The organism is Pseudomonas sp. TREG-RG-20F-10-E-6-01 (assembly GCF_022662455.1).
Taxonomy (GTDB): domain Bacteria; phylum Pseudomonadota; class Gammaproteobacteria; order Pseudomonadales; family Pseudomonadaceae; genus Aquipseudomonas.
The window spans coordinates 12,875-34,522 of record NZ_JAKNQP010000010.1 but is presented as its reverse complement, the minus strand read 5'-3'; the positions used below and the strand labels follow the sequence as shown (position 1 = coordinate 34,522).

The window sequence follows — 21,648 nt, the reverse complement described above, 5'->3', positions numbered from 1 at the left end:
CCTCCAACCGAAAAACCGCGATGATAGCTCAGCGCGGCGCCGGGGTCCGGATTTCACCACTGGCCAATCGTGAAGCGCTGTTGCCGATCGGGTCTTCAGCGTTGAGGTCGGCGCCTTTGGCCTTGAGTTCATCGAGCAGTTCGACGCGCTTGAACAACCCGGCGTACATGGCCGCGGTCTGCCCGGCGCCGTTGCGTTGGTCGGGGTTGCAGTCGGTGGCCAGCAGGCGCTGGGCAATTTTCAGCTCGCCTTTGAAGATGGCGCCCATCAGGGCGGTGTTACCGCGTTTGTCTTGCACGCAGGCGTCGGCGCCGGCGCTGAGCAGGCGCTCCACGAAAGGGCCCTGGCCGTGATAGGCGGCGAGGATCAGCGCGGTGTAGCCCTTGTCGTCCTGGGTGTTGAGGCTGTAGCCGGACTCGATGAAGGTGTTGAGCATGTCGATATCGCCACGGCGGGCGGCGTCGAAATAGTAGTCCTGCAACTGCGCCTTGAGCGCGAGCGGGTCAGGCGACTCGGCATGGGCGACAAAGGCCAGAATCGCCATCAGTAAACCAATCGAAATACGCATGGGGGTGTTCTCCTGCCAGGGGTCGACGCCCGTAAAAGGGCGCCGACCGGAACCAACGTCAGTCAGTGAGTTTTTCTGCCAGCGCTTTCACGCGAGCCAAATCGCCCTTGGCGACCTTGGTCACGCCGGTGCCGTACTCCGGGTCGGCCTTGTAGAGGAACGACAGGATGATGTGCTTGCTCTCGTCATCGGTGGTGGCCAGCGAGCCGCCAAAGTTGTCGATCAAGTCCTGACGCTCTTTCTTGTTGTACGAGCGGTACAAGTCACCGGCCTGCTTGAAGTTCTGCTCACGCTGGATCTTCGCCTGCTGGGTGCTGCCCGACAGCGCCGACTGGCTGTAGCGCGCGGTTTGCGGCTCTTCGCGCGGCAGCAGGCGGCTTGGCTGGTAGTTCACGCCAGTAGTGGTTTTGCCTGCATTCATCGCGCCGTCCTGGTTACCGTTGTTAACTGTTACCCGTGGGGCGTTGATCGGCAGTTGCAGGGCGTTCGGGCCCAGGCGGTACATCTGCGTGTCGGCGTAGGAGAACACCCGGCCTTGCAGCAGGCGGTCTTCAGAAGGCTCGATACCTGGCACCAGGTTGGCCGGCGCCATGGCCACTTGTTCGGTTTCCTGGAAGACATTCGCCGGGTTACGGTTCAGCACCATCTGCCCGACTTTGCGTTCCGGTACGTTCGGCCAGATTTTAGTGGCGTCCAGCGGGTCGAAGTCGAACTTGGCCAAGTCCTCAGGCTTGAGCACTTGCACATACAGGTCCCACTTGGGGAAGTCACCCTTGTTGATGTGGGTAACCAAGTCATGGGTCATGTGGCTGTAGTCACGCCCTTGTACTTCGGTGACTTGCTTGGGGTCGAGGTTGTTGATGCCTTGCAGGCTCTTCCAGTGGAACTTGACGTAGTGCACTTCGCCCTTGGCATTAATCAACTTGTAGGCATGTACGCCGTTGCCGTCCATTTCCCGATAACTGGCCGGGGTGCCGGAGTCGGAGTACAACTCGGTGAGTGTACGAGTGGACTCTGGAACATGGGAGAAGAAGTCGAAACGGCGGGAATCGTCATCCAGGTTAGTGCGTGGGTCGGGTTTGAACGCATGAACCATGTCCGGGAACTTGATAGCGTCGCGGATAAAGAACGTCGGGAAGTTATTGCCGACCAGGTCCCAGTTACCTTCGGCGGTATAGAACTTGGTGGCAAAGCCGCGTGGATCGCGCAGGGTTTCCGGGGAGTGGTTGCCGTGCACCACGGCCGAGAAGCGCACGAACACTGGCGTGGCCTCGCCTGCCGCGAACACTTTGGCCTTGGTCAGGTCGCTGAGGTCGTCAGTGACGGTGAAGGTGCCGTGGGCGCCGGTGCCACGGGCATGCACCACGCGCTCGGGAATGCGCTCCCGGTCAAAGCGTTGCAGTTTTTGAATCAGTTGCACGTCTTGCAACAGTACCGGGCCATTGGCGCCGGCCGTTTGCGAGTTCTGGTTGTCGCCCACCGCCGCGCCGTTATCGCGGGTCAGGTTGGCAGCGTGTACGGAGAGTGAAAGCAGGCTGGCGCTCGCCAGTATCAGCGCGTGTCGCGCGATAACCGGGCGGCGCTTGATTGGATTCTTCATCGAGGTTTCCTCTGGTTTTTCTAGTGCACATTCAGTTGTGCTTGCCAGAGGCTAGTGACCCGCGACGCAGAAGATAAATAGAAAAACCCCACCGGGACGATTAAGAAAATACGATGGTAAGCCACTGAAATAGCGAGTATTTCGCGCGCGATTGGTGGCACTTTGCAAACTATTTGCGTTTTAATGTGTCGATAAAAACTGACAGTGTTAACGGTTGTGTCGCGCAAGCCCTCTACGACTGACTTACACTGACCTCCACCCTTCTCATCTGTAACAAGGAATAACCTATGGGCGTGATCAGTGAGTTCAAGGCCTTCGCGGTCAAAGGCAATGTGGTCGATATGGCCGTCGGTATCATCATCGGCGCCGCCTTCGGCAAAATTGTTTCCTCGTTTGTAGGCGACGTCGTGATGCCGCCTCTCGGTCTGTTGATCGGTGGTGTGGACTTCGGCGATTTGGCAATCACACTCAAGGCCGCTCAGGGCAACGTCCCCGCGGTGGTGTTGGCCTACGGCAAGTTTATCCAGAGCGTGGTCGACTTTCTGATTGTCGCGTTTGCAATCTTCATGGGCGTGAAGGCGATCAACCGCCTCAAGCGTGAAGAGGCTGTGGCCCCGAGCCTGCCGCCGACGCCGACCAAGGAAGAGGTGTTGCTGGGCGAGATCCGCGATCTGCTCAAGGCACAGAACGACAAGCCGCTTTAACCGGCACGGGTTTGGCAAAAAATGCGCCTGTTGCAGGCGCCTTTTTTATGCGCCGTATTACCAGTAATTCTCCACTGCCACCTGGCCTGGGCGCCGGCTCAGGCTCAGTTGCATGTCGCGTTGCTTGAGCAATTGGCGCGTGTCGTCGACCATCTGCGGGTTGCCGCAAATCAGCACGCGGGAGTGTTCGGGGGTCAACTCGACGCCGGCCGCGCGCTCCAGTTCGCCATTCTCGATCAAGGTGGTGATGCGACCGTTCAAGGCGCCAGGGTGTTGCTCGCGGGTGACGGTGGGGATGTAGACCAGCTTGTGCGCATACTCGGCCAGGTACTCACGCTCGCCCAGCGCGTGGATCAGTTCCTGATACGCAAGCTCCTTGGCCTCGCGGGCGCTGTACACCAGGACAATGCGCTCGAATTTCTCCCACACCTCGAAGTCCTGCAGGATCGACAGGAACGGCGCCACGCCTGTGCCAGTACCCAGCAGCCACAAATCTCGCCCGTCCACAAATCGGTTCAGCGTCAGAAAGCCTGTGGCCTGGCGCTCGACCATCAAGGTGTCGCCCACTCGCAGGCGGCTCAATTGACTGGTGAACTCGCCACCCGGAACGACGATGGAGAAGAAGTCGAGGTGCTCGTCAAACGGTGAGGACACGATTGAATAAGCGCGCCACACGGTGCTGCCATCCGCCGTGTTCACCCCCAGGCGCACGAACTGGCCGGCGGTAAACCGAAAACCCGGGTCGCGAGTGGTACGCAAGGTAAACAGGCTGGGGGTCAGCGATTGCACGTCGAGCAAGGTCTGGCGGGTAAATTTCTCAGCACTGGCCGTCATGGGGGGCTCCGTTGAACAGGTGCCCTAGTGTCCCTCAAAGCGTCGCTGGGAAACACCGGTGGTTTGTACTGGCATTTTCATTGCTCGGGCATTCGCAAATGTAACGCCAGTGAAACGCTGATGTTTTCGAGGCAATTGCACCTTCGTCGGGAATTTCGTGCTCACACTAACTATTTAGCTATCGCACCTCATCCAATAGGCCATTAGATGATGGCGTTCATAAAAACAGCCCTGAATCGGCCGTTTCCGCAACCTATTAAAATCAATAAGTTTTCTTCATTGCGCAACTAACCTTCACAAAAACTCAATTGTTGTACAAGTTTAAGCAGTTTAAATACCCGATCTTGCTGACAACTTTTTCATCTCAGTATGTGGGCTTTATCCTACACTCCTGTTCGTGGCGCATTGGGAGCCTGGACGTACCCAACTCACACCTACCCCATGGAGATTCACCCTATGGTTAACTGGCGCAACACGAGACTCCCAAAACTGGAAGGCGAGAATAAGATCACCACTGTTTACGAGATGATCGTCAATCAAACTTTCCAGCTCGGTTTTGAATATTGCTCATTTACGATGAGTTCCCAACAACCTGTCAACCAAACAAAACCTATTCGATTAAACAACTATCCAAATGAGTGGAATACGCTTTACAACCAAGCGCATTTTTTTGATGTGGATCCCGTAGTCGCCCACTGCAAACGCAGCGTAATGCCGCTGGTCTGGGATGAAAAAACGTTCAGCACCGCGCCGCATCTATGGACGCTGGCCCAATCGTTTGGCGTGCATCTGGGATGGACTCAAGCCGTGCATGACTTCCAGGGTGTGTTCAGCATGCTGACCCTGGCCCGAAGTGCCGGCAACGTCAGCCCTGAAGAGCTGTACGAGAAAGCAGGCCAGGTACTGTGGCTGTGTCACGCCATGCACGCCGTTGTAGCGCAAACATATGCCGACACACCGAGTATCACGCCGCCTTGCAAACTGACCCCACGGGAAATAGAAATTCTCAGATGGTCAGCCATCGGCAAGACCGCCTCGGAAATCGCCACGATTCTGTGCCTGTCGGAGCGTACGGTGGGCTTTCATATCAGCAGTTGCCTGAAAAAACTGGGCGTTACCAACAAGATCGCAGCTGTACTGCGCGCCTCAAAAGCGGGGTGGTTTTAGCCAAGCTGGAAACACCGCATGTAATCCCCCTGAAAAAAACGTAACATTTACGGCCAATTCTGAGTGTTGAAGCTGCGCCTTTAATGCCGCCTCGCCGTACACTCAGACGGTTACGCCGGGTACCACGCCCGTCGAACGCCCATCGATGACCAGAGTCTCCCCCGCCATGCCCCTGCTTGACAGCCCCTTCGCCCAGCTCGATCTGATTCGCCAGCCAGAGCAACACAATGACCCGCTGCAGGCCTTTGATGCCGCCGATGAGTACTTGCTCAACTACCTGGCCGAACAGTCGCTGAGTTCGGCAACCCGCGTGCTGGTGCTCAATGACAGCTTCGGTGCCCTGGCGGCCAGCCTCGAAGGCCAGGTGCAGGTGACCTCCAGTGGCGATTCGTTTCTGGCAGCCCTTGGCCTTGAGAAAAACCTGGTGCGCAACGCCAAGGCGTTTGACGCCGTAGCGTTTGTGCCAGCCTCGCAAGTAGCCACCGGGCCTTTCGACCGCGTGCTGATCCGCGTGCCGAAAACCCTGGCCTTGCTCGAAGAACAGTTGATTCGCCTGCAAGGCCAGCTGGCGCCAGGCGCCGAAGTGATCGCCGGGGCGATGATCAAACACCTGCCACGAGCCGCCGGTGAACTGCTGGAGCGCTATATCGGGCCGATGCACGCCTCGCTTGCGGTCAAAAAAGCCCGGCTGCTGATCGCCACCGCAGAGGCTCGCCCAACCGCCGTGTCGCCCTACCCTACCCGCTACACCCTGGACGCACCGGCCATCGAATTGCTCAACCACGCCAACGTGTTCTGCCGCGAAGGCCTGGACATCGGCACCCGCGCCTTCCTCCCACACCTGCCAAAAAGCCTCGGCAGTGCCCGCGTGGCCGACCTGGGCTGCGGCAACGGTGTATTGGCGATCGCCAGCGCCCTGCAAAACCCCGACGCGCACTACACGCTGGTGGATGAGTCCTACATGGCCGTGCAATCGGCGGCCGAGAACTGGCAGGCCGCCCTGGGCGCTCGCGAGGTCACCCTGCGCGCCGACGACGGCCTGGCCGGCCAGGCGCCGCAGTCGCTGGACGTGGTGCTGTGCAATCCGCCCTTCCACCAACAACAGGTGGTCGGTGACTTCCTTGCCTGGCGCATGTTCCAGCAGGCGCGTGACGCCCTGGTCGTTGGTGGCGCGCTGTATATCGTCGGCAACCGCCATCTGGGCTATCACAGCAAATTGGCGAAGCTGTTCCGTGGCGTCGAGCAAGTCGCGGCCACGCCGAAGTTTGTGATTCTCAAAGCGCGCAAATAAAAAAACCCTGCCGCTCTTGCGAGTGGCAGGGCTGAAAAGCCGGGCCGCGAGGCCCGGATTGGGATGTCAGTGGGTGGTCAGGCCGGCCGCGCTCATGAACATGCGCATCAGGCTGGCCACGACAAACAGGGCCAGCACGCTGCCGGTCCAGATCATCGCCAGCCACCCCAGGCGCCGCCACAATGGCTGCTTCTCGGCCTGTTCGATCTCGTGCAACGAAGGTTTGCCGGACATGAAACGACCCTCCTAGTGATAGCCGTCTTCGTGGGTGACCTTGCCGCGGAACACGTAGTAGCTCCAGAAGGTGTAGCCCAGGATGAACGGGATGATGAACAACGTGCCCACCAGCATGAAGCCCTGACTTTGCGGCGGTGCAGCGGCGTCCCAGATGGAGACCGACGGCGGAATGATGTTCGGCCACAGGCTGATACCCAGGCCGCTGTAGCCGAGGAAGATCAGCACCAGCGTCAGCAGGAACGGCGTGTAGTGCGCATTTCGCGCCACCGCGCGGATCAAGCCGTACATGGTCACCAGTACCAGAATCGGCACCGGCAGGAACCAGAACAGGTTCGGCAGGGTAAACCAGCGCGAGGCGATTTCCGGGTGCGCCAGAGGCGTCCACAAGCTCACAACGCCGATTACCGCCAACACCACGAACGCCAATGGCCGCGCCAGGTTGTGCATCTGCTCCTGCAACTTGCCTTCGGTCTTCATGATCAGCCAGGTGCAGCCGAGCAAGGCATACGCGATGACCAGCGCAACGCCGCAGAACATCGTGAACGGCGTGAGCCAATCCAGCGAGCCCCCGGCAAACTGGCGGTCGACCACCGGAATGCCATCAATGAACGCACCCAATGCCACGCCCTGGAAGAAGGTCGCCGCAATGGAACCGCCGATAAATGCCTTGTCCCACAAGTGACGCTTGTCGTCCTTGGCCTTGAAACGGAACTCGAAGGCCACGCCACGGAAGATCAGCCCGATCAGCATCAGGATCAGTGGCAGGTATAGCGCCGATAGCACCACCGAGTAGGCCAGCGGGAACGCGCCGAACAACGCCGCGCCGCCCAGTACCAGCCAGGTTTCGTTGCCGTCCCACACCGGGGCGACCGTGTTCATCATCACGTCACGGTCGACTTTGCCGGGAATGAACGGAAAGAGGATGCCGATACCCAGGTCGAAGCCGTCCATGACCACGTACATCATGATGCCGAAGATGATGATCACGGCCCAGATCAGCGGAAGATCAATACCCATCTCAATTCCCCTTGTGCTGAATGTGGGCGTGGTCGTCATCGCTGCCATCATCGGCGGCGGACAACGGACGGGCCGGCGTGCGTTTCTGGCCAGGGCCACCATGGGTTGGCTCGCTGCCTTCGTGGGTCTGCGGCCCTTTGCGCACCAGGCGCATCATGTAGCCCAGCCCTGCGCCGAACAGCGCGAAGTACACCACCACGAACAGCACCAGGGTGATCGTCATCTGCGCCAGGCTATGCCCGGAGGACGCATCCGCCGTGCGCATCAGGCCGTAGACCACCCACGGCTGGCGGCCGATTTCGGTGGTGAACCAGCCGGCGAGAATCGCGATCAGGCCGGACGGGCCCATCCACAGCGCCAGGTACAGGAACGGCCTGGAGGTGTACATCTTGTCGCCCCGGCGCAGCCAGAGGCTGAACAGGCCGGTGAAGATCATCAGGAAGCCCAGGCCAACCATGACCCGGAACGACCAGAACACAATGGTCGAGTTGGGACGGTCTTCAGGCGGGAACTCCTTGAGCGCCGGCACCTGTTTATCCAGGGAGTGCGTCAGGATCAGGCTGCCCAGGTAAGGAATCTCGACCGCGTACTTGGTTTTTTCGGCCTTCATGTCGGGCAGGCCGAACAGGATCAGCGGCGTCGGCTCGTTGCCGATATTTTCCCAGTGGCCTTCAATCGCGGCGATTTTCGCCGGCTGGTGCTTGAGGGTGTTCAGGCCGTGGAAGTCACCGATCACCGCCTGGATAGGCGCCACGATCAGCGCCATCCACATTGCCATCGAGAGCATGGTGCGGATCGCCGGGTTGTCTTTGCCGCGCAGCAGGTGCCAGGCCGCCGACGAACCGACGAAGAACGCCGTGGCCACAAAGGCCGCCGTGGCCATGTGCATCAGCCGGTACGGGAAGGACGGGTTGAAGATCACCGCCAGCCAGTCGGTAGGAATCACGCGCCCGTCGACGATTTCAAAGCCTTGCGGAGTCTGCATCCAGCTGTTGGACGCAAGAATCCAGAAGGTCGAAATCAACGTACCGACGGCCACCATCACCGTGGCAAAGAAGTGCAGCTTGCGCCCCACCTTGTTCCAGCCGAACAGCATTACGCCGAGGAAACCCGCCTCCAGGAAGAAGGCCGTGAGCACCTCGTACGTCAGCAATGGCCCGGTTACCGCGCCGGCGAAGTCCGAGAAGCGGCTCCAGTTGGTGCCGAACTGGTAGGCCATGACCAGGCCCGAGACCACGCCCATGCCGAAGTTGACGGCAAAGATCTTCGACCAGAAATGGTAGAGGTCACGGTAGGTGTCGTTATGGGTCTTGAGCCACAAACCTTCCAGCACCGCAAGGTAACTGGCCAGGCCGATAGTGATCGCCGGGAACAGGATGTGGAACGAGATAGTGAATGCGAATTGAATTCGGGCGAGATCTAGCGCCTCCAAACCGAACATAAGTCTTCCTCTGTCAGGTAATACCGGCTGCTGGCTGGAAGCCTGCACCCACTGCCCCCACGGATATGGAGTGTGGCGAATTTCAATTCGTTTCTTTTTTTAACCAACCACGTAGGGAATCGGGCCTTTCGGCCTCCAGAACAATCCCGGGACCGGTTTTGATCTGGATCAAGCATTGCTCAAAGAGTAGTCCCATTTTCGCTGTAGGACGGCGTGGTCTTTTGCCGCGTGACAGCTTGCCTCATGCCGGTGCACAGCAAACCCTTGCAACTATTTGTTACAGCATGATGCTAATCTCGCCGTTCCCTCTGCTCCCGACCTGAATTCCGATGCCTACGAGTGAACCTGCGTTGCTGTTGCGTCACCATCGCCCTTTCATCGCGTTCTGGCTGGCTCGGATTTTCACCGCCAGCGGCTTCCAGATGCTCACCGTGGCCATCGGCTGGAACCTCTACCAACTGACCGGCAACGTGCTGGACCTGGGCTTGGTCGGCCTGGTGGAATTCATCCCACGCGTCCTGTTCATGCTGCACACCGGGCATGTGGCCGATCGCTATGAGCGGCGCAAGGTCGCCGCCATCTGCCAGACTGTGCAGGCGCTGATCGCCTTGTCCCTGGCCATCGGCGGCCTGACCGGCAACGTGACGCGCGAGATGATCTTTATCCTCGCCTTCCTGCTCGGCGCTGCGCGTTCGTTTGAAATGCCGACCACCCAGGCGCTGCTGCCAAGCATCGTGCCCAGCGCACTGTTCCCGCGGGCCGTGGCCTCGTCGCAATCGGCGCAGCAACTGGCAACCATCGTCGCGCCAGCCTTGGGCGGTTTGCTCTACGCATTCGGCAGCGTGTGGGTGTACGGCCCGACAGTGGCGCTGTACCTGATCGCCTGCGTGCTGACCCTCAACCTGCCCGCGCGCCAGACCCCTTTGAACAAAGCCAAGGCCACCATGGACTCGCTGCTGGCCGGGATTCGCTTTATCCGCAGCCGCCCGGACATCCTCGGCGCCATCTCTCTGGACTTGTTCGCCGTGTTGCTGGGCGGTGCGACGGCATTGCTGCCGGTGTTTGCCAAGGACATCCTGCTGACCGGAGCCTGGGGCCTGGGCCTGCTGCGCTCGGCACCGGCGGTGGGTGCGTTGTTGATGTCGTTGTGGCTGGCGCGGTTCTCGGTGGACCGGCATGTCGGGCGCGTGATGTTTACTGCCGTCGGCGTGTTTGGCGTGGCGACCATCGCGTTCGGCCTGTCGACGTCGTTCTGGTTTTCCCTGGCGGTGCTGGTGGTGCTGGGCGCAGCAGACATGATCAGCATGGTGATCCGTGCGTCGTTCGTGCAGCTGGAAACGCCGGATGAAATGCGCGGCCGCGTCAGTGCCGTCAACGGCCTGTTTATCGGCGCGTCCAATCAACTGGGCGAGTTCGAATCGGGGATCACCGCCCACTGGTTCGGCACCGTGCCCGCCGTGGTCATGGGCGGGATCGGCACGCTGCTGGTAACCGGGGTGTGGATAAAACTGTTCCCAACCCTGGCCAATCGCGACCGGATGCATGTGCCGGTGGAAGAGCCGAAGGCTGAAGCGGCGAAGGTCTGAGCACCGCCGCCTGACTGGGTGCAGGACTACAAAAAAATGTGGGAGCGGGCTTGCCCGCGAATGCGGTGCGTCAGTCGATACATTCACTGACTGACGCTCCGATTTCGCGGGCAAGCACGCTCCCACAGTGGTTTTGAGGTGCGTGCTAGAGCACCTTATCCAGGGTGATAGGGAAGTCGCGTACCCGTTTGCCGGTGGCGTGATAAATCGCGTTCGCCACCGCCGCCGCCACCCCGACGATGCCGATTTCGCCCACGCCTTTGGAGCCCAGGGCATTAACCACGTCGTCGTGTTCTTCGACAAAGATCACGTCAATCTCGCCAATGTCGGCATTCACCGGGATGTGGTATTCGGCCAGGCTATGGTTCATGTAGCGCCCCAGGTGATGGTCGATCTGCGTCTCTTCATGCAGCGCCATGCCAATGCCCCACACCACGCCGCCGAGGATCTGGCTGCGGGCCATCTTCGGGTTGACCACGCGACCGGCGGCAATCGCGCTGACCACGCGGCTGACCTTGATGGTGCCCAGGTCTTCATCGACCCGCACTTCCACAAATACCGCCGAATGAGTGGCCGTGGCGTAGCCCTCGCGCTTTTTGTCAGGCTCGCTGTCGACCTGCACTTGCAGCGCGTCCTCACCGCTGTCTTTAACCAGTTGGGCCAACGACACACTCACATCGCCTGTGTGCAATTGGCCGTCTTCAAAGCGCACGGACTCGGCGTCCTTGAACACCGGGTACGTCTGCCGGGCAATCTTCAGCAGTTTGGCGTTCAGCGCTTCGCATGCCTGTTGCACGGCGGTGCCGACGGACGACACGGTAAACGAGCCGCCCTGCAACGGCGCGGTGGGCAAGGACGAATCCCCCAGCAAAAACTGGATATCGCCCATCGCCACACCACTGGCCTGCGCGGCAATCTGGGTCATGACCGTGTAAGTGCCGGTGCCGATATCGGTGGTGGCGCTGCTTACTGTCAATTTGCCTTCGGCGTCGATGCTCGCCTTGGCGCTGGCCTTCATCTGCATGGCTTCCCACACGCCACCGGCCATGCCCCAGCCGATCAACTGGTTGCCGTCACGCATGCTGCGCGGCTCCGGGTTGCGCTGGCCCCAACCGAAGCGCTCGGCGCCTTCGCTGTAGCACTCGCGCAGGGCTTTGCTCGACCAGGGTTTGTCTTCGTTCTGATTGCGCTCGGCGTAGTTGATCAGGCGCAATTGCACCGGGTCCATGCCCAAGGCGCAGGCCAGTTCGTCCATGGCGCACTCCAGGCCGATCACACCCAGCGCAGCGCCTGGCGCGCGCATGTCCAGCGGCGTGTACACATCCAGCGGCACCAGGTTGTAGGTCAGCTGCACGTTGTCGCAGTGGTAGAGCATGCCGCTCCATTCCACGACGTGCTCGCTGAAGTCTTCAAAGCGTGAGGTCTGGCCAATCGCGGTGTGCCCCAACGCCAGCAGCCGACCGTTGGCGGCCGCGCCCATCTGCAACCGCTGCAAGGTGCGCGGTCGGTAGCCAAAGGTGAACATCTGTTGACGCGTCAGGGTGACGCGCACCGAACGCTTGAGCGCCAAGGACGCCATCACCGCCAGGGGCAACTGGTATTGCGGGCGCAGGCCCGAACCGAAAGCGCCGCCGACGAACGCGGCAAAAATCCTCACCTGGCTCTTGTCCAGGCCGAAGATTTTTTGCACATAGGCCTGGCAGTTCTGCGGGCCCTGGGTTTTGTCGTGGATATGCAGGGTGCCGTCCGGCTGATACAGCACCGTACTGGCGTGGGGCTCCATCGGGTTGTGGTGTTCGATGGGCGTGCTGTAGTGCACGTCGAGGCTGACGGCGGCCGCGCTCCACTCGGCCTGGAAGTTGCCGCGGGGCGCGGGCGGCGTTTGCGGCGAGGGGTGCGCCTGCTCCTGCATGGCCAGCAAGTCGGTTTCAAAGGCTTCGCTTGCGTACTCGATCTCGACCAGAGAACCGGCATGTCGCGCCAGCTCCAGGTTGTCGGCAATCACCAGCGCCAAGGGCTGGCCGCTATAAAGGACGCGGTCGTTGTAGAGCGGGCGAAACGGCGAGCCATCCGCCGCATCGTCGTCGGCGAACGCGTCATCGTAGCTGGCAAGCTTGGGGCGATTGTGGTGATCCAGCACCATGACCACGCCCGGCAGCGCCAGGGCCTTTGAGGCATCGATCTTGATAACCCGGCCCTTGGCGATGGTGCTGGAGACCACACTGCCGTGCAGCAAGTCATTGCCTGGAAACTCGCCGGCATAGCGCGCCTGGCCGGTGACCTTGAGCAGACCGTCGACGCGGTCCAGAGGTTTGCCGATAGCGGTCATGGGCGTTCTCCTGCGACTGCGGCGTCGCTCAGGGCGCGAATAATTGCACGGCGCGCCAGCTTGATCTTGAAGCCGTTGTGTTCCAGCGGTACGGCGTCTTGCAGCAAGGCGTCGGCGGCGTTGCTGAAGGTTTCGCGGCTGACCGTCTGGCCAATCAGCGAGGCTTCCACCGCGCGGTCACGCCAAGGCTTGTGCGCCACGCCACCAAGCGCAACGCGGGCGTCGATGATTTGGTCGCCGTCCAGTTCGAGGGCGGCAGCCACGGAGACCAGGGCAAACGCGTAAGAGGCGCGGTCGCGGATTTTCAGGTAATGACTGTGACTGGCCAGCTGGTTGGCGGGCAGCTCGATGGCGGTAATCAACTCATCGTCGGCCAGCAGGTTGTCGCGCTGCGGCGTATCGCCGGGCAGTCGATGGAAGTCAGCAAATTCGATGACCCGCGCACCTGCGCGGCCTTCGACATGCACCCGCGCGTCCAGCGCCGCCAAGGCGACGCACATGTCCGACGGGTGCGTGGCCACGCAGTGTTCGCTGGCGCCGAGGATCGCGTGGATACGGTTCAAGCCGGTGCGCGCCGGGCAGCCGCTACCGGGTTCGCGCTTGTTGCAGGGCACGCTGGCGTCATAGAAGTAGTAGCAGCGGGTGCGCTGCAACAAGTTGCCGCCGGTGCTGGCCATGTTGCGCAACTGCGGCGAGGCTCCGGCCAGGATGGCCTGGGACAGCAGTGGGTAACGCGCCTCGATCACGGGGTGCCAGGCCAGGTCGGCGTTGCTCACCAACGCGCCAATCATCACGCCGCCACTGGCGGTTTCTTCAACGCCCTGCAGCGGCAGGCCGGTGATATCGATCAAGTGCTCGGGGCGGCTGATGTTTTCTTTCATCAGGTCCAGCAGGTTGGTGCCACCGGCGATAAAGCGTGAAGCCGCGCTGCTCATGTGCACGGCCTCGTGCACATCGGCTGGCTTGCTGTACTGGAAAGGGTTCATTGCTCACCTCCCTGAGCACGGCAGGCCGGCAAGGCGTCTTCGATGGCATCACGGATGTTGCTGTAGGCGCCGCAGCGGCACAGGTTGCCGCTCATCAGCTCCTGGATCTGCGCGGTGTCGTGGGCGCGGCCTTCATTGGCCAGGCCCACGGCGGAGCAGATCTGCCCTGGGGTGCAATAGCCGCACTGAAAGGCGTCATGCTTGATAAACGCCTGCTGCATCGGGTGCAGCACGTCGCCATCGGCCAGGCCTTCGATGGTGGTCAACTCGGCGCCATCGCACATCACCGCCAGGGTCAGGCAGGCGTTTACGCGTTTGCCGTCGCGCAACACTGTGCAGGCACCGCATTGGCCGTGGTCGCAGCCTTTTTTACTGCCGACCAGGTCCAACTGTTCGCGCAGCAGGTCCAGCAAGGTGGTCCACGGCAACACGTCAAGTTGGCGGTCCTGGCCGTTCAGGGTCAGACGAATCGGGTGGCTGACGAACGGTCTGGCCGCCGCGCCATTGGGGGTTGCGCTCATAAACACCTCACGGGTTGGGGTATATCCGCGGCGTTCAGGAAAGTCGCCGTCTCAGGGGTACGACTTCCCGGGGTATTGAGCGTTCAAGAGGATTGATCAGCGGATGTTGAGCATCGTCGTCAGCGGGGTTTGCGAGCCGTTGATTGAGGAATTGCTGTACTCGAACCAGCCCGGGGCCTGGACGTTCAGGTCAAACACATAGATGTAGCCCATCACAGTGCCCACGCCATGACAGGCCTGGCTGATGTTGCCGACCTGGCATATCGGCGAGCGTTGCCCGTTCAACTCTGCGCCATCGAAACGGCCCATCGGGCTTTTGCCCAGGCCGACTTCCATCACCGACACCTTGGTGGGCCCGCGATGGGTGCACATCTGCGTGCTGGTCGCGCGCTCCGGGATAGTTTCAGCGCAACCGGCAGACTCCACTTTAAACACGCGCACCTCGCTCAATGCCGGTGCAGTCGCGCCCCAAGCCGGTGCCGCCAGCCCCAGGCCGATTATGGCGAACAGAGCTAGACTGCTGGCGTTGGCTTTTTTCATGCTGTTGACGACTCTGGATTAAACGTCGGCGCAGTATGCCTCAAGGCCATCCACCGACAAAACCAAGCCTATGCGCCATTGGCCTTCGGCTGCTGGTATGATGCGCCGCTTTTTCCGATCCTCTCTGAAACCACAGGCGCTTGGCGCAGTTTGTGCTTTGACTTAGAGGTCAACAAATAACGACGCAAAATAGCGTCACAGGGAGCCGGCATGCTGGAAAAGCTGTTTCAACTCAAAGCACACAACACCAACGTGCGCACCGAGATTCTTGCGGGTATCACGACCTTTCTGGCCATGGCCTACATTCTGTTCGTGAACCCGAGCATCCTTGGCGAGACCGGCATGGACAAGGGCGCGGTGTTTGTCGCGACCTGTCTGGCCGCCGCCATCGGTTCGACCGTGATGGGCCTGATCGCCAACTACCCGATCGCACTGGCGCCGGGGATGGGCCTCAACGCCTTCTTTACCTACACCGTGGTGCTGCACATGGGCCACACCTGGCAAGTGGCGCTGGGCGCGGTGTTTATTTCGGCGGTGCTGTTCTTCCTGCTGTCGATCTTCCGCATCCGTGAGTGGATCATCAACAGCATCCCCTTGCCCCTGCGCTCGGCGATTGCCGCCGGTATCGGCCTGTTCCTGGCGCTGATCGCCCTGCACAACGCCGGGATCGTGGTCGGCAACCCGAACACCCTGGTGGGCCTGGGCGACCTGAAACAACCGGCGCCTATCCTGGCCACCTTTGGTTTTATCCTCATCGTTGCGCTGGAAGCCCTGGCCGTACGCGGTGCAGTGCTGATCGGCATTCTGGCCGTGACCATTGTCTCGATTCTGTTGAATGTCACCCCGTTCGGCGGCGTGATCTCGATGCCACCGTCCCTGGCCCCGACCTTCCTGCAGCTGGATATCAAAGGCGCGCTGGATATCGGCCTGGTCAGCGTGATCTTCGCGTTCCTGTTCGTTGACCTGTTCGACAACTCCGGCACCCTGATCGGCGTCGCCAAGCGCGCCGGCCTGATGGGCAAGGACGGCCACATGCCCAAAATGGGCCGTGCGCTGATCGCCGACAGCACCGCGGCCATGGCCGGTTCGCTGCTGGGCACTTCGACCACCACCAGCTACATCGAGTCCGCGGCAGGCGTGAGCGCCGGTGGCCGTACCGGTTTGACCGCCATCGTGGTCGCGATTCTGTTTCTGCTGGCGCTGTTCTTCTCGCCACTGGCGGCCAGCGTTCCGGCCTTCGCCACCGCGCCTGCGTTGTTGTTCGTGGCCGTGCTGATGACCTCGGGCCTGGCCGAAATCGACTGGGATGACATTACGGTTGCAGCGCCGGTGGTGATCACCGCCCTGGCGATGCCCTTCACTTACTCCATCGCCAACGGCATCGCCTTCGGTTTCATCGCCTGGACCGCCATCAAGCTGCTTTCGGGCCGCTACCGTGAGCTGAACCCGGCACTGGTGATCCTGTCGATTCTGTTTGTGATCAAGCTGGGCTGGTTCAACGCATGACTTTTGACGCCGCAAGCTACACCGCTCAACTGCAAGACAAGGTCACGCGCTTGCGTGACCTGCTGGCACCGTTCGACGCACCCGAGCCGCAGGTCTTCGATTCGCCGCTGCAGAACTTCCGCCTGCGTGCGGAGTTCCGCCTGTGGCGCGAAGGCGGCGAGCGCCACTACGCGATGTTTTCCCAGGACGATAAGCGCACGCCGATTCTGATCGAAGCATTCCCGATTGCCAGCCAGCGCATCAACCAGTTGATGCCGCAACTCAAAGCTGCCTGGCAAGCCAGCGCGGCCTTGAGCCACAAGCTGTTCCAAGTGGAGTTCCTCACCACCCTGGCCGGCGACGCGATGATCACCCTGTGCTACCACCGCCCGCTGGACGAGCACTGGCACGCGGCCGCCAACCAACTCGCTGCCGACTTGAATGTCAGCATCATCGGCCGCTCCAAGGGCAAGCGTGATGTGATCGGCCACGACTACGTGGTGGAAAAACTCTCCGTCGGCGGGCGCACGTTCAGCTATCGCCAACCCGAAGGCGCATTCACCCAGCCCAACGGCACGGTGAACCAGAAGATGCTCAACTGGGCGTATGAAGCCTTGGGCGATCGCCCGGATGACTTGCTGGAGCTGTACTGCGGCAACGGCAACTTCACCCTGCCGCTGGCGACCCGTGTGCGTAAAGTGCTGGCGACCGAAATCAGCAAGACCTCAGTGAATGCGGCGTTGAGCAACCTCGATGAAAACGCGGTGGATAACGTCACCCTGGTGCGCCTGTCGGCTGAGGAACTCACCGAAGCGCTCAACGAAGTGCGCCCGTTCCGCCGCCTGCATGGCATCGACCTGAAAAGCTACGAATTCGGCAGCGTGTTCGTCGACCCGCCACGCGCCGGCATGGACCCGGACACCTGCGAGCTGACGCGGCGCTTTGACAACATCCTCTACATCTCCTGCAACCCGGAGACGTTGGCGGCGAACATTGCGCAACTGCATGACACGCACCGGATCACCCAGTGTGCGATGTTTGACCAGTTCCCATGGACGCACCACATGGAATCCGGCGTGCTGTTGACCCGCCGGTAACCCGCGTGCGACCGCCCTTTGCCATTGGCAAGGGCGGTCGCCGACCACCGAAAACTCCCGCGCGCTGATTTACGGTTCGATAATCGAACAGATCCGCCGCCGTCAATTGACCAAATTAACCATCCAGTACATTTTATCTCCACAACCAATAATAACTGTGGAGATACCCCAAAATGCCGCCCATCGTGCTGGTGCTCAACGGCCCTAATCTCAACCTGCTCGGCACCCGCGAGCCCGCCACCTACGGCCATGAAACCCTGGCCGACATCGCCGCCCTGTGCGGGCGCAGCGCGGAAAAACTCGGGCTGAAAATCGAATTCCGCCAGACCAACCACGAAGGCGAACTGCTCGACTGGATCCACGGCGCCCGCGCCCGTTGCGCCGGCATCGTGATCAACCCGGCAGCCTGGACCCACACCTCGGTAGCGATTCGCGACGCATTGGTGGCCAGCGAAGTGCCGGTGATCGAGGTGCATTTATCCAACGTGCACGCGCGTGAGGCGTTTCGGCATCACTCGTTTGTGTCGCCCATTGCCAAGGCGGTGCTCGCCGGGTTCGGCAGCCATGGTTACCACCTGGCCCTGGAACACTTCAGCCACACGTTGAAAGGGTGAGGCCGATGAAACCGCGCATCCTCGCCGGCCTGATCGGCTCAGGTATCCAAGCCTCACGCACGCCTGCCCTGCATGAGCAGGAAGGTGATGCCCAGGGTTTGCGCTACCTGTATCGCCTGATCGACCTGGAACCGCTGCAACTGAACATCAATGCCCTGCCCGACCTGCTGCACGCCGCCGAGAGGATGCAGTTCACCGGTTTGAACATTACCTACCCGTGCAAACAGGCGATTCTGCCGTTGCTCGACGAATTGTCCGACGAAGCCAAGGGCATTGGCGCGGTCAACACCGTGGTGTTCAAGAACGGCAAACGCATCGGCCACAACACCGACTGCCTGGGCTTCGCCGAAGGGTTCCGGCGCAATTTGAATGACGTCGCGCGCCAGCATGTCGTGCAGATGGGTGCCGGCGGTGCGGGCGCGGCGGTGGCCCACGCGCTGCTGGCCGAGGGCGTGCACCACCTGAGCATTTTCGACGTGGACGTGACCCGCGCTCGGGACCTGGTGGATAACCTTGCCCAGCGTTTCGGCGCCGGGCGCGCGCAGGTCGGCAACCACCTGGAAAGCGCCATGGCCGAGGCCGATGGGCTGGTCAACACCACGCCGATGGGCATGGCCAAGCTGCCCGGCACGCCGGTGCCTGCCCATCTGTTGCGGGCGGCATTATGGGTCGCAGAAATCGTGTATTTCCCGCTGGAAACCGAGCTGCTGCGCGATGCCCGCGCCTTGGGCTGCCGCACGCTGGATGGCGGCAACATGGCGGTGTTTCAGGCGGTAAAAGCGTTTGAGCTGTTCAGTGGTGAAAGGCCGGATGCGCAGAGGATGTTGGCGCACTTCCAGAGCATGAATACTTAACTGTAGAACCCCAATCCAGAAATGTGGGAGCTGGCTTGCCTGCTATAGCGCTTGAACAGTCAATATTGATGTAGCTGACACACCGTCATCGCAGGCAAGCCAGCTCCCACAGGATTAGGCTTGCAGGTAACGCATCACCGCTTCACAAATCATCTCCCGATGCCGCTGTTTAACCGCCTCGTCCGACAACCCGATCTGAAAGATCTCACTGAACGTATGGCGGTTGGACACTCGGTAAAAGCTGAACGAGTTGATCAGCAAGTGCACGTCCAATGGGTCCAGCCCTTGACGGAACACGCCCATCTCAACGCCGCGCTGCAAGGTGGCGCCAAGCGCTTCGAGAATATTGCTGTTCATCGCCTTGATCGAATCCGAACGCTTCACGTATTCGGCGTTGTTGATGTTTTCGATGCAGACGATGCGCACGAAATCCACGTTCTGGTCATGGTGATCAAAGGTGAATTCCACCAGCCGACGAATCGCTTCGCGCGGCTCCAGGGCGGTGAGGTTCATGCGGGTTTCAGTATTGCGAATGTCGCCGTAGAGCTTCTCCAGCACCTCGACGTATAACTGCTCCTTGCTGCCGAAGTAGTAATAAATCATGCGTTTGGAGGTGTGGATGCGCTCGGCGATGGCATCCACGCGAGCGCCGGACAGGCCCTGCTGGACAAACTCGACGATCGCTTCCTGCAGGATGTTTTCGCGGGTCTTTTCCGGGTTGTTCTTACGACTCTTGCGCGGTGCGTCTGACACAGCGGAGAGGTCGGGGGTCAGGGTCATGGTGCGCTCACGGCCATTTTTGTTGTGCAGGCCGCGATTATGGGCCGAGGCGCTTCCCGAAGGAAGCACCTGGCCGCGCCGTCACAACCGTGCTTGTCGCGGCGCCCCGCTACGCGATTTGGCCATCGCCGCCAGGCGCACTGCCACGTTGGCTGCGCCATACCCGGCATAGCCGTTTTTGCGCTGGATGATCTCGAAGAAAAACCGCCCTTCGAACGGCTCGGTGTACACATGAAACAGCTCACCGCCCTGAGCGTCACGGTCGTACAGCACGTTGTAGTACGCCAGCTCGCTGAGGAACTCGTCGTCGAAATCAAAGCGTGCCGCCAGGTCGTCGTAGTAGTTGAGCGGGATGTCCAGCAAGGGCACACCCGCCTCTTTGGCCCGACTCACCTCGGCGAAAATGTCCGCACAGTCGAAGGCGATGTGGTGCACACCCGAGCCGCGGTAGCTCGACAGCGCGTGGGAAATCGCCGTGTTGCGGTTCTCGGAAATGTTCAACGGCAGGCGAATCGAGCTGCAGCGGCTGCGCAGCGCGCGGCTTTTCACCAGGCCGTACGGGTCAGGCAGCACCACTTCATCATCGGCTTCGAAATCCAGCAGGCTCTTGTAGAACAACACCCAACTGTCGAGGCTGTCGGCGGGCAAGGCCATGGCCATATGGTCAATGCGCAGCAGGCCGCCGCTTGAGGTGGCAGTCGGTTGCAGATTGAAGTCGGTGCCGTACAGCCCGCCTGCGTTCTGATCCACCAGGTAAATCAGGCTGCCGTCCGGCGCACGCACAGCGGCCAGCTCCAGCTCATTTGGCCCTACAAGCCCCCGATAAGGCTGGCCCTTGTAAGCAACCGCCCGCTGCAACGCCTTGGCGCTGTCCTTGACCCGAATCGCAGTGGCGCACAGCGACGGCCCGTGGGCTTCAAAAAAGTTGTGGGCAAAAGAATAGGGTTCGCAATTGAGGATCAAGTTGATATCGCCCTGGCGCAACAGGCTCACGCTCTTGGAACGGTGCTGCCCGGCCTTGACGAAACCCAGGCGCTCCAGCCATTGCGTGAGCTTGGCAGCGAGGTTTTCATCCACGGCAAACTCAAGAAATTCGATGCCGTCGTACTCGCTGGCGGCGGGCGTATCAAACAGCAGGTCGACCGGTTGAGCAGGCGCTTGCTGCTTGAGGCGCTCGCGGGTTTTCTCTTCCAGGTACAACAGCGAGCGCAGGCCATCCGCCGCATTCGCCCGCGTCGGGGCTGCGCGAAAGCCATCGTTGAAAATTTCCAGAGACAACGGCCCGCTGTAGCCACTCTGGATAATCGGCGCGAGAAACCCCGCCAGATCGAACTCGCCCTGCCCCGGGAAGCAGCGGAAATGCCGGCTCCACTCCAGCACGTCCATGGCCAGGATCGGCGCGTCGGCCATTTGCACAAAGAAGATTTTATCGCCCGGGATCTGGGCGATTGCACTCGGGTCGCCCTTGAGCGACAGGGTGTGAAAGCTGTCGAGCAACACGCCAAGGCTCGGGTGGTCGATCTGGCGCACCAGGTTCCACACCTGCTGCCAGGTATTCACGTGCTTGCCCCAGGCCAGCGCTTCATAGCCGATGCGCAGGCCACGGCGGCCGGCGTGCTCGGCGAGCAGGCTGAGGTCGTCGAGCAGAATCTGCTCATCGCCGACGCAATCGGCCGAAGCGTTGCTGCACACCAGCACCAGGTCGGTGCCCAGTTCCTGCATCAAGTCGAACTTGCGCTCGGCGCGCTCCAGGTTGCGCGCCAGGCGGTCGCGGCGGCAGCCCTCAAAGTCGCGAAACGGCTGGAACAAGGTGATGGCGATACCCAGGTCGGCGCACATCTGCCTAACTTCCCGTGGGCTGCCGTCGTAATACAGCAGATCGTTTTCGAAGATTTCCACACCATCAAACCCGGCAGCGGCGATGGCTTCGAGTTTTTCCGGCAGGGTTCCACTCAAGGAAACAGTGGCAATGGAGCGTTGCATGGGGCGACTCCCGA

20 protein-coding genes are annotated in these 21,648 nt (G+C 60.9%); 8 read left to right on the top strand and 12 right to left on the bottom strand.

Annotated features, from left to right (window positions below; genetic code table 11):
• Positions 1-28: 28 nt before the first annotated feature.
• The gene (locus L8K08_RS23835; protein ID WP_242200364.1) at positions 29-568 is read right to left on the bottom strand and encodes an ankyrin repeat domain-containing protein; all 540 of its coding nucleotides are present in this window, start codon (positions 566-568) and stop codon (positions 29-31) included.
• A 58-nt stretch (positions 569-626) separates the two neighbouring features.
• On the bottom strand, positions 627-2,168 hold the full coding sequence (gene katB, locus L8K08_RS23830; RefSeq protein ID WP_242200363.1) for a catalase KatB: 1,542 nt from the start codon (positions 2,166-2,168) through the stop codon (positions 627-629).
• Between the two features lie 287 nt (positions 2,169-2,455).
• On the opposite strand from katB, the gene mscL reads away from it, so the two are divergent.
• Positions 2,456-2,872: a large-conductance mechanosensitive channel protein MscL gene (gene mscL / locus L8K08_RS23825; RefSeq protein WP_106579295.1), complete on the top strand. Its 417-nt coding sequence runs from the start codon at positions 2,456-2,458 to the stop codon at positions 2,870-2,872.
• Between the two features lie 57 nt (positions 2,873-2,929).
• Here mscL and L8K08_RS23820 read toward each other — a convergent pair whose 3' ends face one another.
• Entirely contained in the window at positions 2,930-3,706 is a 777-nt protein-coding gene (locus tag L8K08_RS23820; RefSeq protein ID WP_145162227.1) for a ferredoxin--NADP reductase, read from the bottom strand.
• A 456-nt stretch (positions 3,707-4,162) separates the two neighbouring features.
• Here L8K08_RS23820 and L8K08_RS23815 point away from each other — a divergent pair, with 456 nt between their 5' ends.
• The gene (locus L8K08_RS23815) at positions 4,163-4,873 is read left to right on the top strand and encodes a LuxR family transcriptional regulator (protein WP_242200362.1); all 711 of its coding nucleotides are present in this window, start codon (positions 4,163-4,165) and stop codon (positions 4,871-4,873) included.
• 166 nt (positions 4,874-5,039) lie between these two features.
• Positions 5,040-6,164 (top strand): methyltransferase, encoded by a 1,125-nt coding sequence (locus L8K08_RS23810; protein ID WP_145162233.1) that lies wholly within the window; start codon positions 5,040-5,042, stop codon positions 6,162-6,164.
• A gap of 66 nt (positions 6,165-6,230) precedes the next feature.
• Here the strand turns inward: L8K08_RS23810 and L8K08_RS23805 are convergent, their stop codons facing one another.
• Genes L8K08_RS23805 through L8K08_RS23795 form a run of 3 tightly spaced genes read right to left on the bottom strand, consistent with a single transcriptional unit; the run spans position 6,231 to position 8,859 of the window.
• A complete protein-coding gene (locus tag L8K08_RS23805; RefSeq protein ID WP_071489954.1) occupies positions 6,231-6,398 on the bottom strand; it encodes a DUF2474 domain-containing protein in 168 nt (55 codons plus the stop codon).
• A 12-nt stretch (positions 6,399-6,410) separates the two neighbouring features.
• Positions 6,411-7,418: a cytochrome d ubiquinol oxidase subunit II gene (gene cydB, locus L8K08_RS23800; protein WP_124418507.1), complete on the bottom strand. Its 1,008-nt coding sequence runs from the start codon at positions 7,416-7,418 to the stop codon at positions 6,411-6,413.
• Position 7,419: 1 nt separating this feature from the next.
• A complete protein-coding gene (locus L8K08_RS23795) occupies positions 7,420-8,859 on the bottom strand; it encodes a cytochrome ubiquinol oxidase subunit I (protein WP_106579300.1) in 1,440 nt (479 codons plus the stop codon).
• 329 nt (positions 8,860-9,188) lie between these two features.
• On the opposite strand from L8K08_RS23795, the gene L8K08_RS23790 reads away from it, so the two are divergent.
• Positions 9,189-10,445, top strand: coding sequence for an MFS transporter (locus tag L8K08_RS23790; protein WP_145162236.1), 1,257 nt, complete (start codon positions 9,189-9,191; stop codon positions 10,443-10,445).
• A gap of 145 nt (positions 10,446-10,590) precedes the next feature.
• On the opposite strand, the gene L8K08_RS23785 is transcribed toward L8K08_RS23790, so the two are convergent.
• The 4 genes from L8K08_RS23785 to L8K08_RS23770 form a co-directional block, all read right to left on the bottom strand.
• The gene (locus tag L8K08_RS23785) at positions 10,591-12,774 is read right to left on the bottom strand and encodes a xanthine dehydrogenase family protein molybdopterin-binding subunit (RefSeq protein WP_242200361.1); all 2,184 of its coding nucleotides are present in this window, start codon (positions 12,772-12,774) and stop codon (positions 10,591-10,593) included.
• Complete coding sequence (locus tag L8K08_RS23780) at positions 12,771-13,760, bottom strand: xanthine dehydrogenase family protein subunit M (protein WP_242200360.1); 990 nt, start codon at positions 13,758-13,760, stop codon at positions 12,771-12,773. Before L8K08_RS23780 ends, L8K08_RS23785 begins: the two co-directional genes overlap by 4 nt.
• Complete coding sequence (locus L8K08_RS23775) at positions 13,757-14,281, bottom strand: (2Fe-2S)-binding protein (RefSeq protein WP_145162245.1); 525 nt, start codon at positions 14,279-14,281, stop codon at positions 13,757-13,759. Before L8K08_RS23775 ends, L8K08_RS23780 begins: the two co-directional genes overlap by 4 nt.
• A 96-nt stretch (positions 14,282-14,377) precedes the next feature.
• Positions 14,378-14,821 carry a DUF4879 domain-containing protein gene (locus tag L8K08_RS23770; protein WP_242200359.1) on the bottom strand — a complete coding sequence of 148 codons (444 nt, stop codon included), beginning with the start codon at positions 14,819-14,821 and terminating at the stop codon, positions 14,378-14,380.
• A 210-nt stretch (positions 14,822-15,031) separates the two neighbouring features.
• Here L8K08_RS23770 and L8K08_RS23765 point away from each other — a divergent pair, with 210 nt between their 5' ends.
• The 4 genes from L8K08_RS23765 to L8K08_RS23750 all read left to right on the top strand — a co-directional run bounded on the left by L8K08_RS23765 (position 15,032) and on the right by L8K08_RS23750 (position 18,871).
• A complete protein-coding gene (locus L8K08_RS23765) occupies positions 15,032-16,327 on the top strand; it encodes an NCS2 family permease (protein WP_145162251.1) in 1,296 nt (431 codons plus the stop codon).
• A complete protein-coding gene (gene trmA / locus L8K08_RS23760) occupies positions 16,324-17,403 on the top strand; it encodes a tRNA (uridine(54)-C5)-methyltransferase TrmA (RefSeq protein WP_242200356.1) in 1,080 nt (359 codons plus the stop codon). The genes L8K08_RS23765 and trmA overlap by 4 nt, the downstream gene beginning before the upstream one ends.
• Before the next feature lie 173 nt (positions 17,404-17,576).
• Positions 17,577-18,017, top strand: a complete 441-nt coding sequence (gene aroQ / locus L8K08_RS23755; RefSeq protein WP_145162258.1) for a type II 3-dehydroquinate dehydratase — start codon at positions 17,577-17,579, stop codon at positions 18,015-18,017.
• Positions 18,018-18,022: 5 nt separating this feature from the next.
• Positions 18,023-18,871: a shikimate dehydrogenase gene (locus tag L8K08_RS23750; RefSeq protein WP_242200353.1), complete on the top strand. Its 849-nt coding sequence runs from the start codon at positions 18,023-18,025 to the stop codon at positions 18,869-18,871.
• Between the two features lie 114 nt (positions 18,872-18,985).
• Here the strand turns inward: L8K08_RS23750 and L8K08_RS23745 are convergent, their stop codons facing one another.
• Positions 18,986-19,651 carry a TetR/AcrR family transcriptional regulator gene (locus L8K08_RS23745; RefSeq protein WP_145162264.1) on the bottom strand — a complete coding sequence of 222 codons (666 nt, stop codon included), beginning with the start codon at positions 19,649-19,651 and terminating at the stop codon, positions 18,986-18,988.
• A gap of 81 nt (positions 19,652-19,732) precedes the next feature.
• Entirely contained in the window at positions 19,733-21,634 is a 1,902-nt protein-coding gene (quiC, locus tag L8K08_RS23740) for a 3-dehydroshikimate dehydratase QuiC (protein WP_242200350.1), read from the bottom strand.
• Positions 21,635-21,648: the final 14 nt, after the last annotated feature.

What these genes read in the sequence shown, in the direction of transcription:
- quiC (WP_242200350.1), bottom strand. Translation starts at nt 21,634, where the DNA reads ATGCAACGCTCCATTGCCACTGTTTCCTTGAGTGGAACCCTGCCGGAA.
- L8K08_RS23805 (WP_071489954.1), bottom strand. Translation starts at nt 6,398, where the DNA reads ATGTCCGGCAAACCTTCGTTGCACGAGATCGAACAGGCCGAGAAGCAG.
- L8K08_RS23820 (WP_145162227.1), bottom strand. Translation starts at nt 3,706, where the DNA reads ATGACGGCCAGTGCTGAGAAATTTACCCGCCAGACCTTGCTCGACGTG.
- mscL (WP_106579295.1), top strand. Translation starts at nt 2,456, where the DNA reads ATGGGCGTGATCAGTGAGTTCAAGGCCTTCGCGGTCAAAGGCAATGTG.
- cydB (WP_124418507.1), bottom strand. Translation starts at nt 7,418, where the DNA reads ATGGGTATTGATCTTCCGCTGATCTGGGCCGTGATCATCATCTTCGGC.
- L8K08_RS23770 (WP_242200359.1), bottom strand. Translation starts at nt 14,821, where the DNA reads ATGAAAAAAGCCAACGCCAGCAGTCTAGCTCTGTTCGCCATAATCGGC.
- L8K08_RS23790 (WP_145162236.1), top strand. Translation starts at nt 9,189, where the DNA reads ATGCCTACGAGTGAACCTGCGTTGCTGTTGCGTCACCATCGCCCTTTC.
- aroQ (WP_145162258.1), top strand. Translation starts at nt 17,577, where the DNA reads ATGCCGCCCATCGTGCTGGTGCTCAACGGCCCTAATCTCAACCTGCTC.
- L8K08_RS23745 (WP_145162264.1), bottom strand. Translation starts at nt 19,651, where the DNA reads ATGACCCTGACCCCCGACCTCTCCGCTGTGTCAGACGCACCGCGCAAG.
- katB (WP_242200363.1), bottom strand. Translation starts at nt 2,168, where the DNA reads ATGAAGAATCCAATCAAGCGCCGCCCGGTTATCGCGCGACACGCGCTG.
- L8K08_RS23775 (WP_145162245.1), bottom strand. Translation starts at nt 14,281, where the DNA reads ATGAGCGCAACCCCCAATGGCGCGGCGGCCAGACCGTTCGTCAGCCAC.
- L8K08_RS23810 (WP_145162233.1), top strand. Translation starts at nt 5,040, where the DNA reads ATGCCCCTGCTTGACAGCCCCTTCGCCCAGCTCGATCTGATTCGCCAG.
- L8K08_RS23815 (WP_242200362.1), top strand. Translation starts at nt 4,163, where the DNA reads ATGGTTAACTGGCGCAACACGAGACTCCCAAAACTGGAAGGCGAGAAT.
- L8K08_RS23780 (WP_242200360.1), bottom strand. Translation starts at nt 13,760, where the DNA reads ATGAACCCTTTCCAGTACAGCAAGCCAGCCGATGTGCACGAGGCCGTG.
- L8K08_RS23795 (WP_106579300.1), bottom strand. Translation starts at nt 8,859, where the DNA reads ATGTTCGGTTTGGAGGCGCTAGATCTCGCCCGAATTCAATTCGCATTC.
- trmA (WP_242200356.1), top strand. Translation starts at nt 16,324, where the DNA reads ATGACTTTTGACGCCGCAAGCTACACCGCTCAACTGCAAGACAAGGTC.
- L8K08_RS23835 (WP_242200364.1), bottom strand. Translation starts at nt 568, where the DNA reads ATGCGTATTTCGATTGGTTTACTGATGGCGATTCTGGCCTTTGTCGCC.
- L8K08_RS23750 (WP_242200353.1), top strand. Translation starts at nt 18,023, where the DNA reads ATGAAACCGCGCATCCTCGCCGGCCTGATCGGCTCAGGTATCCAAGCC.
- L8K08_RS23765 (WP_145162251.1), top strand. Translation starts at nt 15,032, where the DNA reads ATGCTGGAAAAGCTGTTTCAACTCAAAGCACACAACACCAACGTGCGC.
- L8K08_RS23785 (WP_242200361.1), bottom strand. Translation starts at nt 12,774, where the DNA reads ATGACCGCTATCGGCAAACCTCTGGACCGCGTCGACGGTCTGCTCAAG.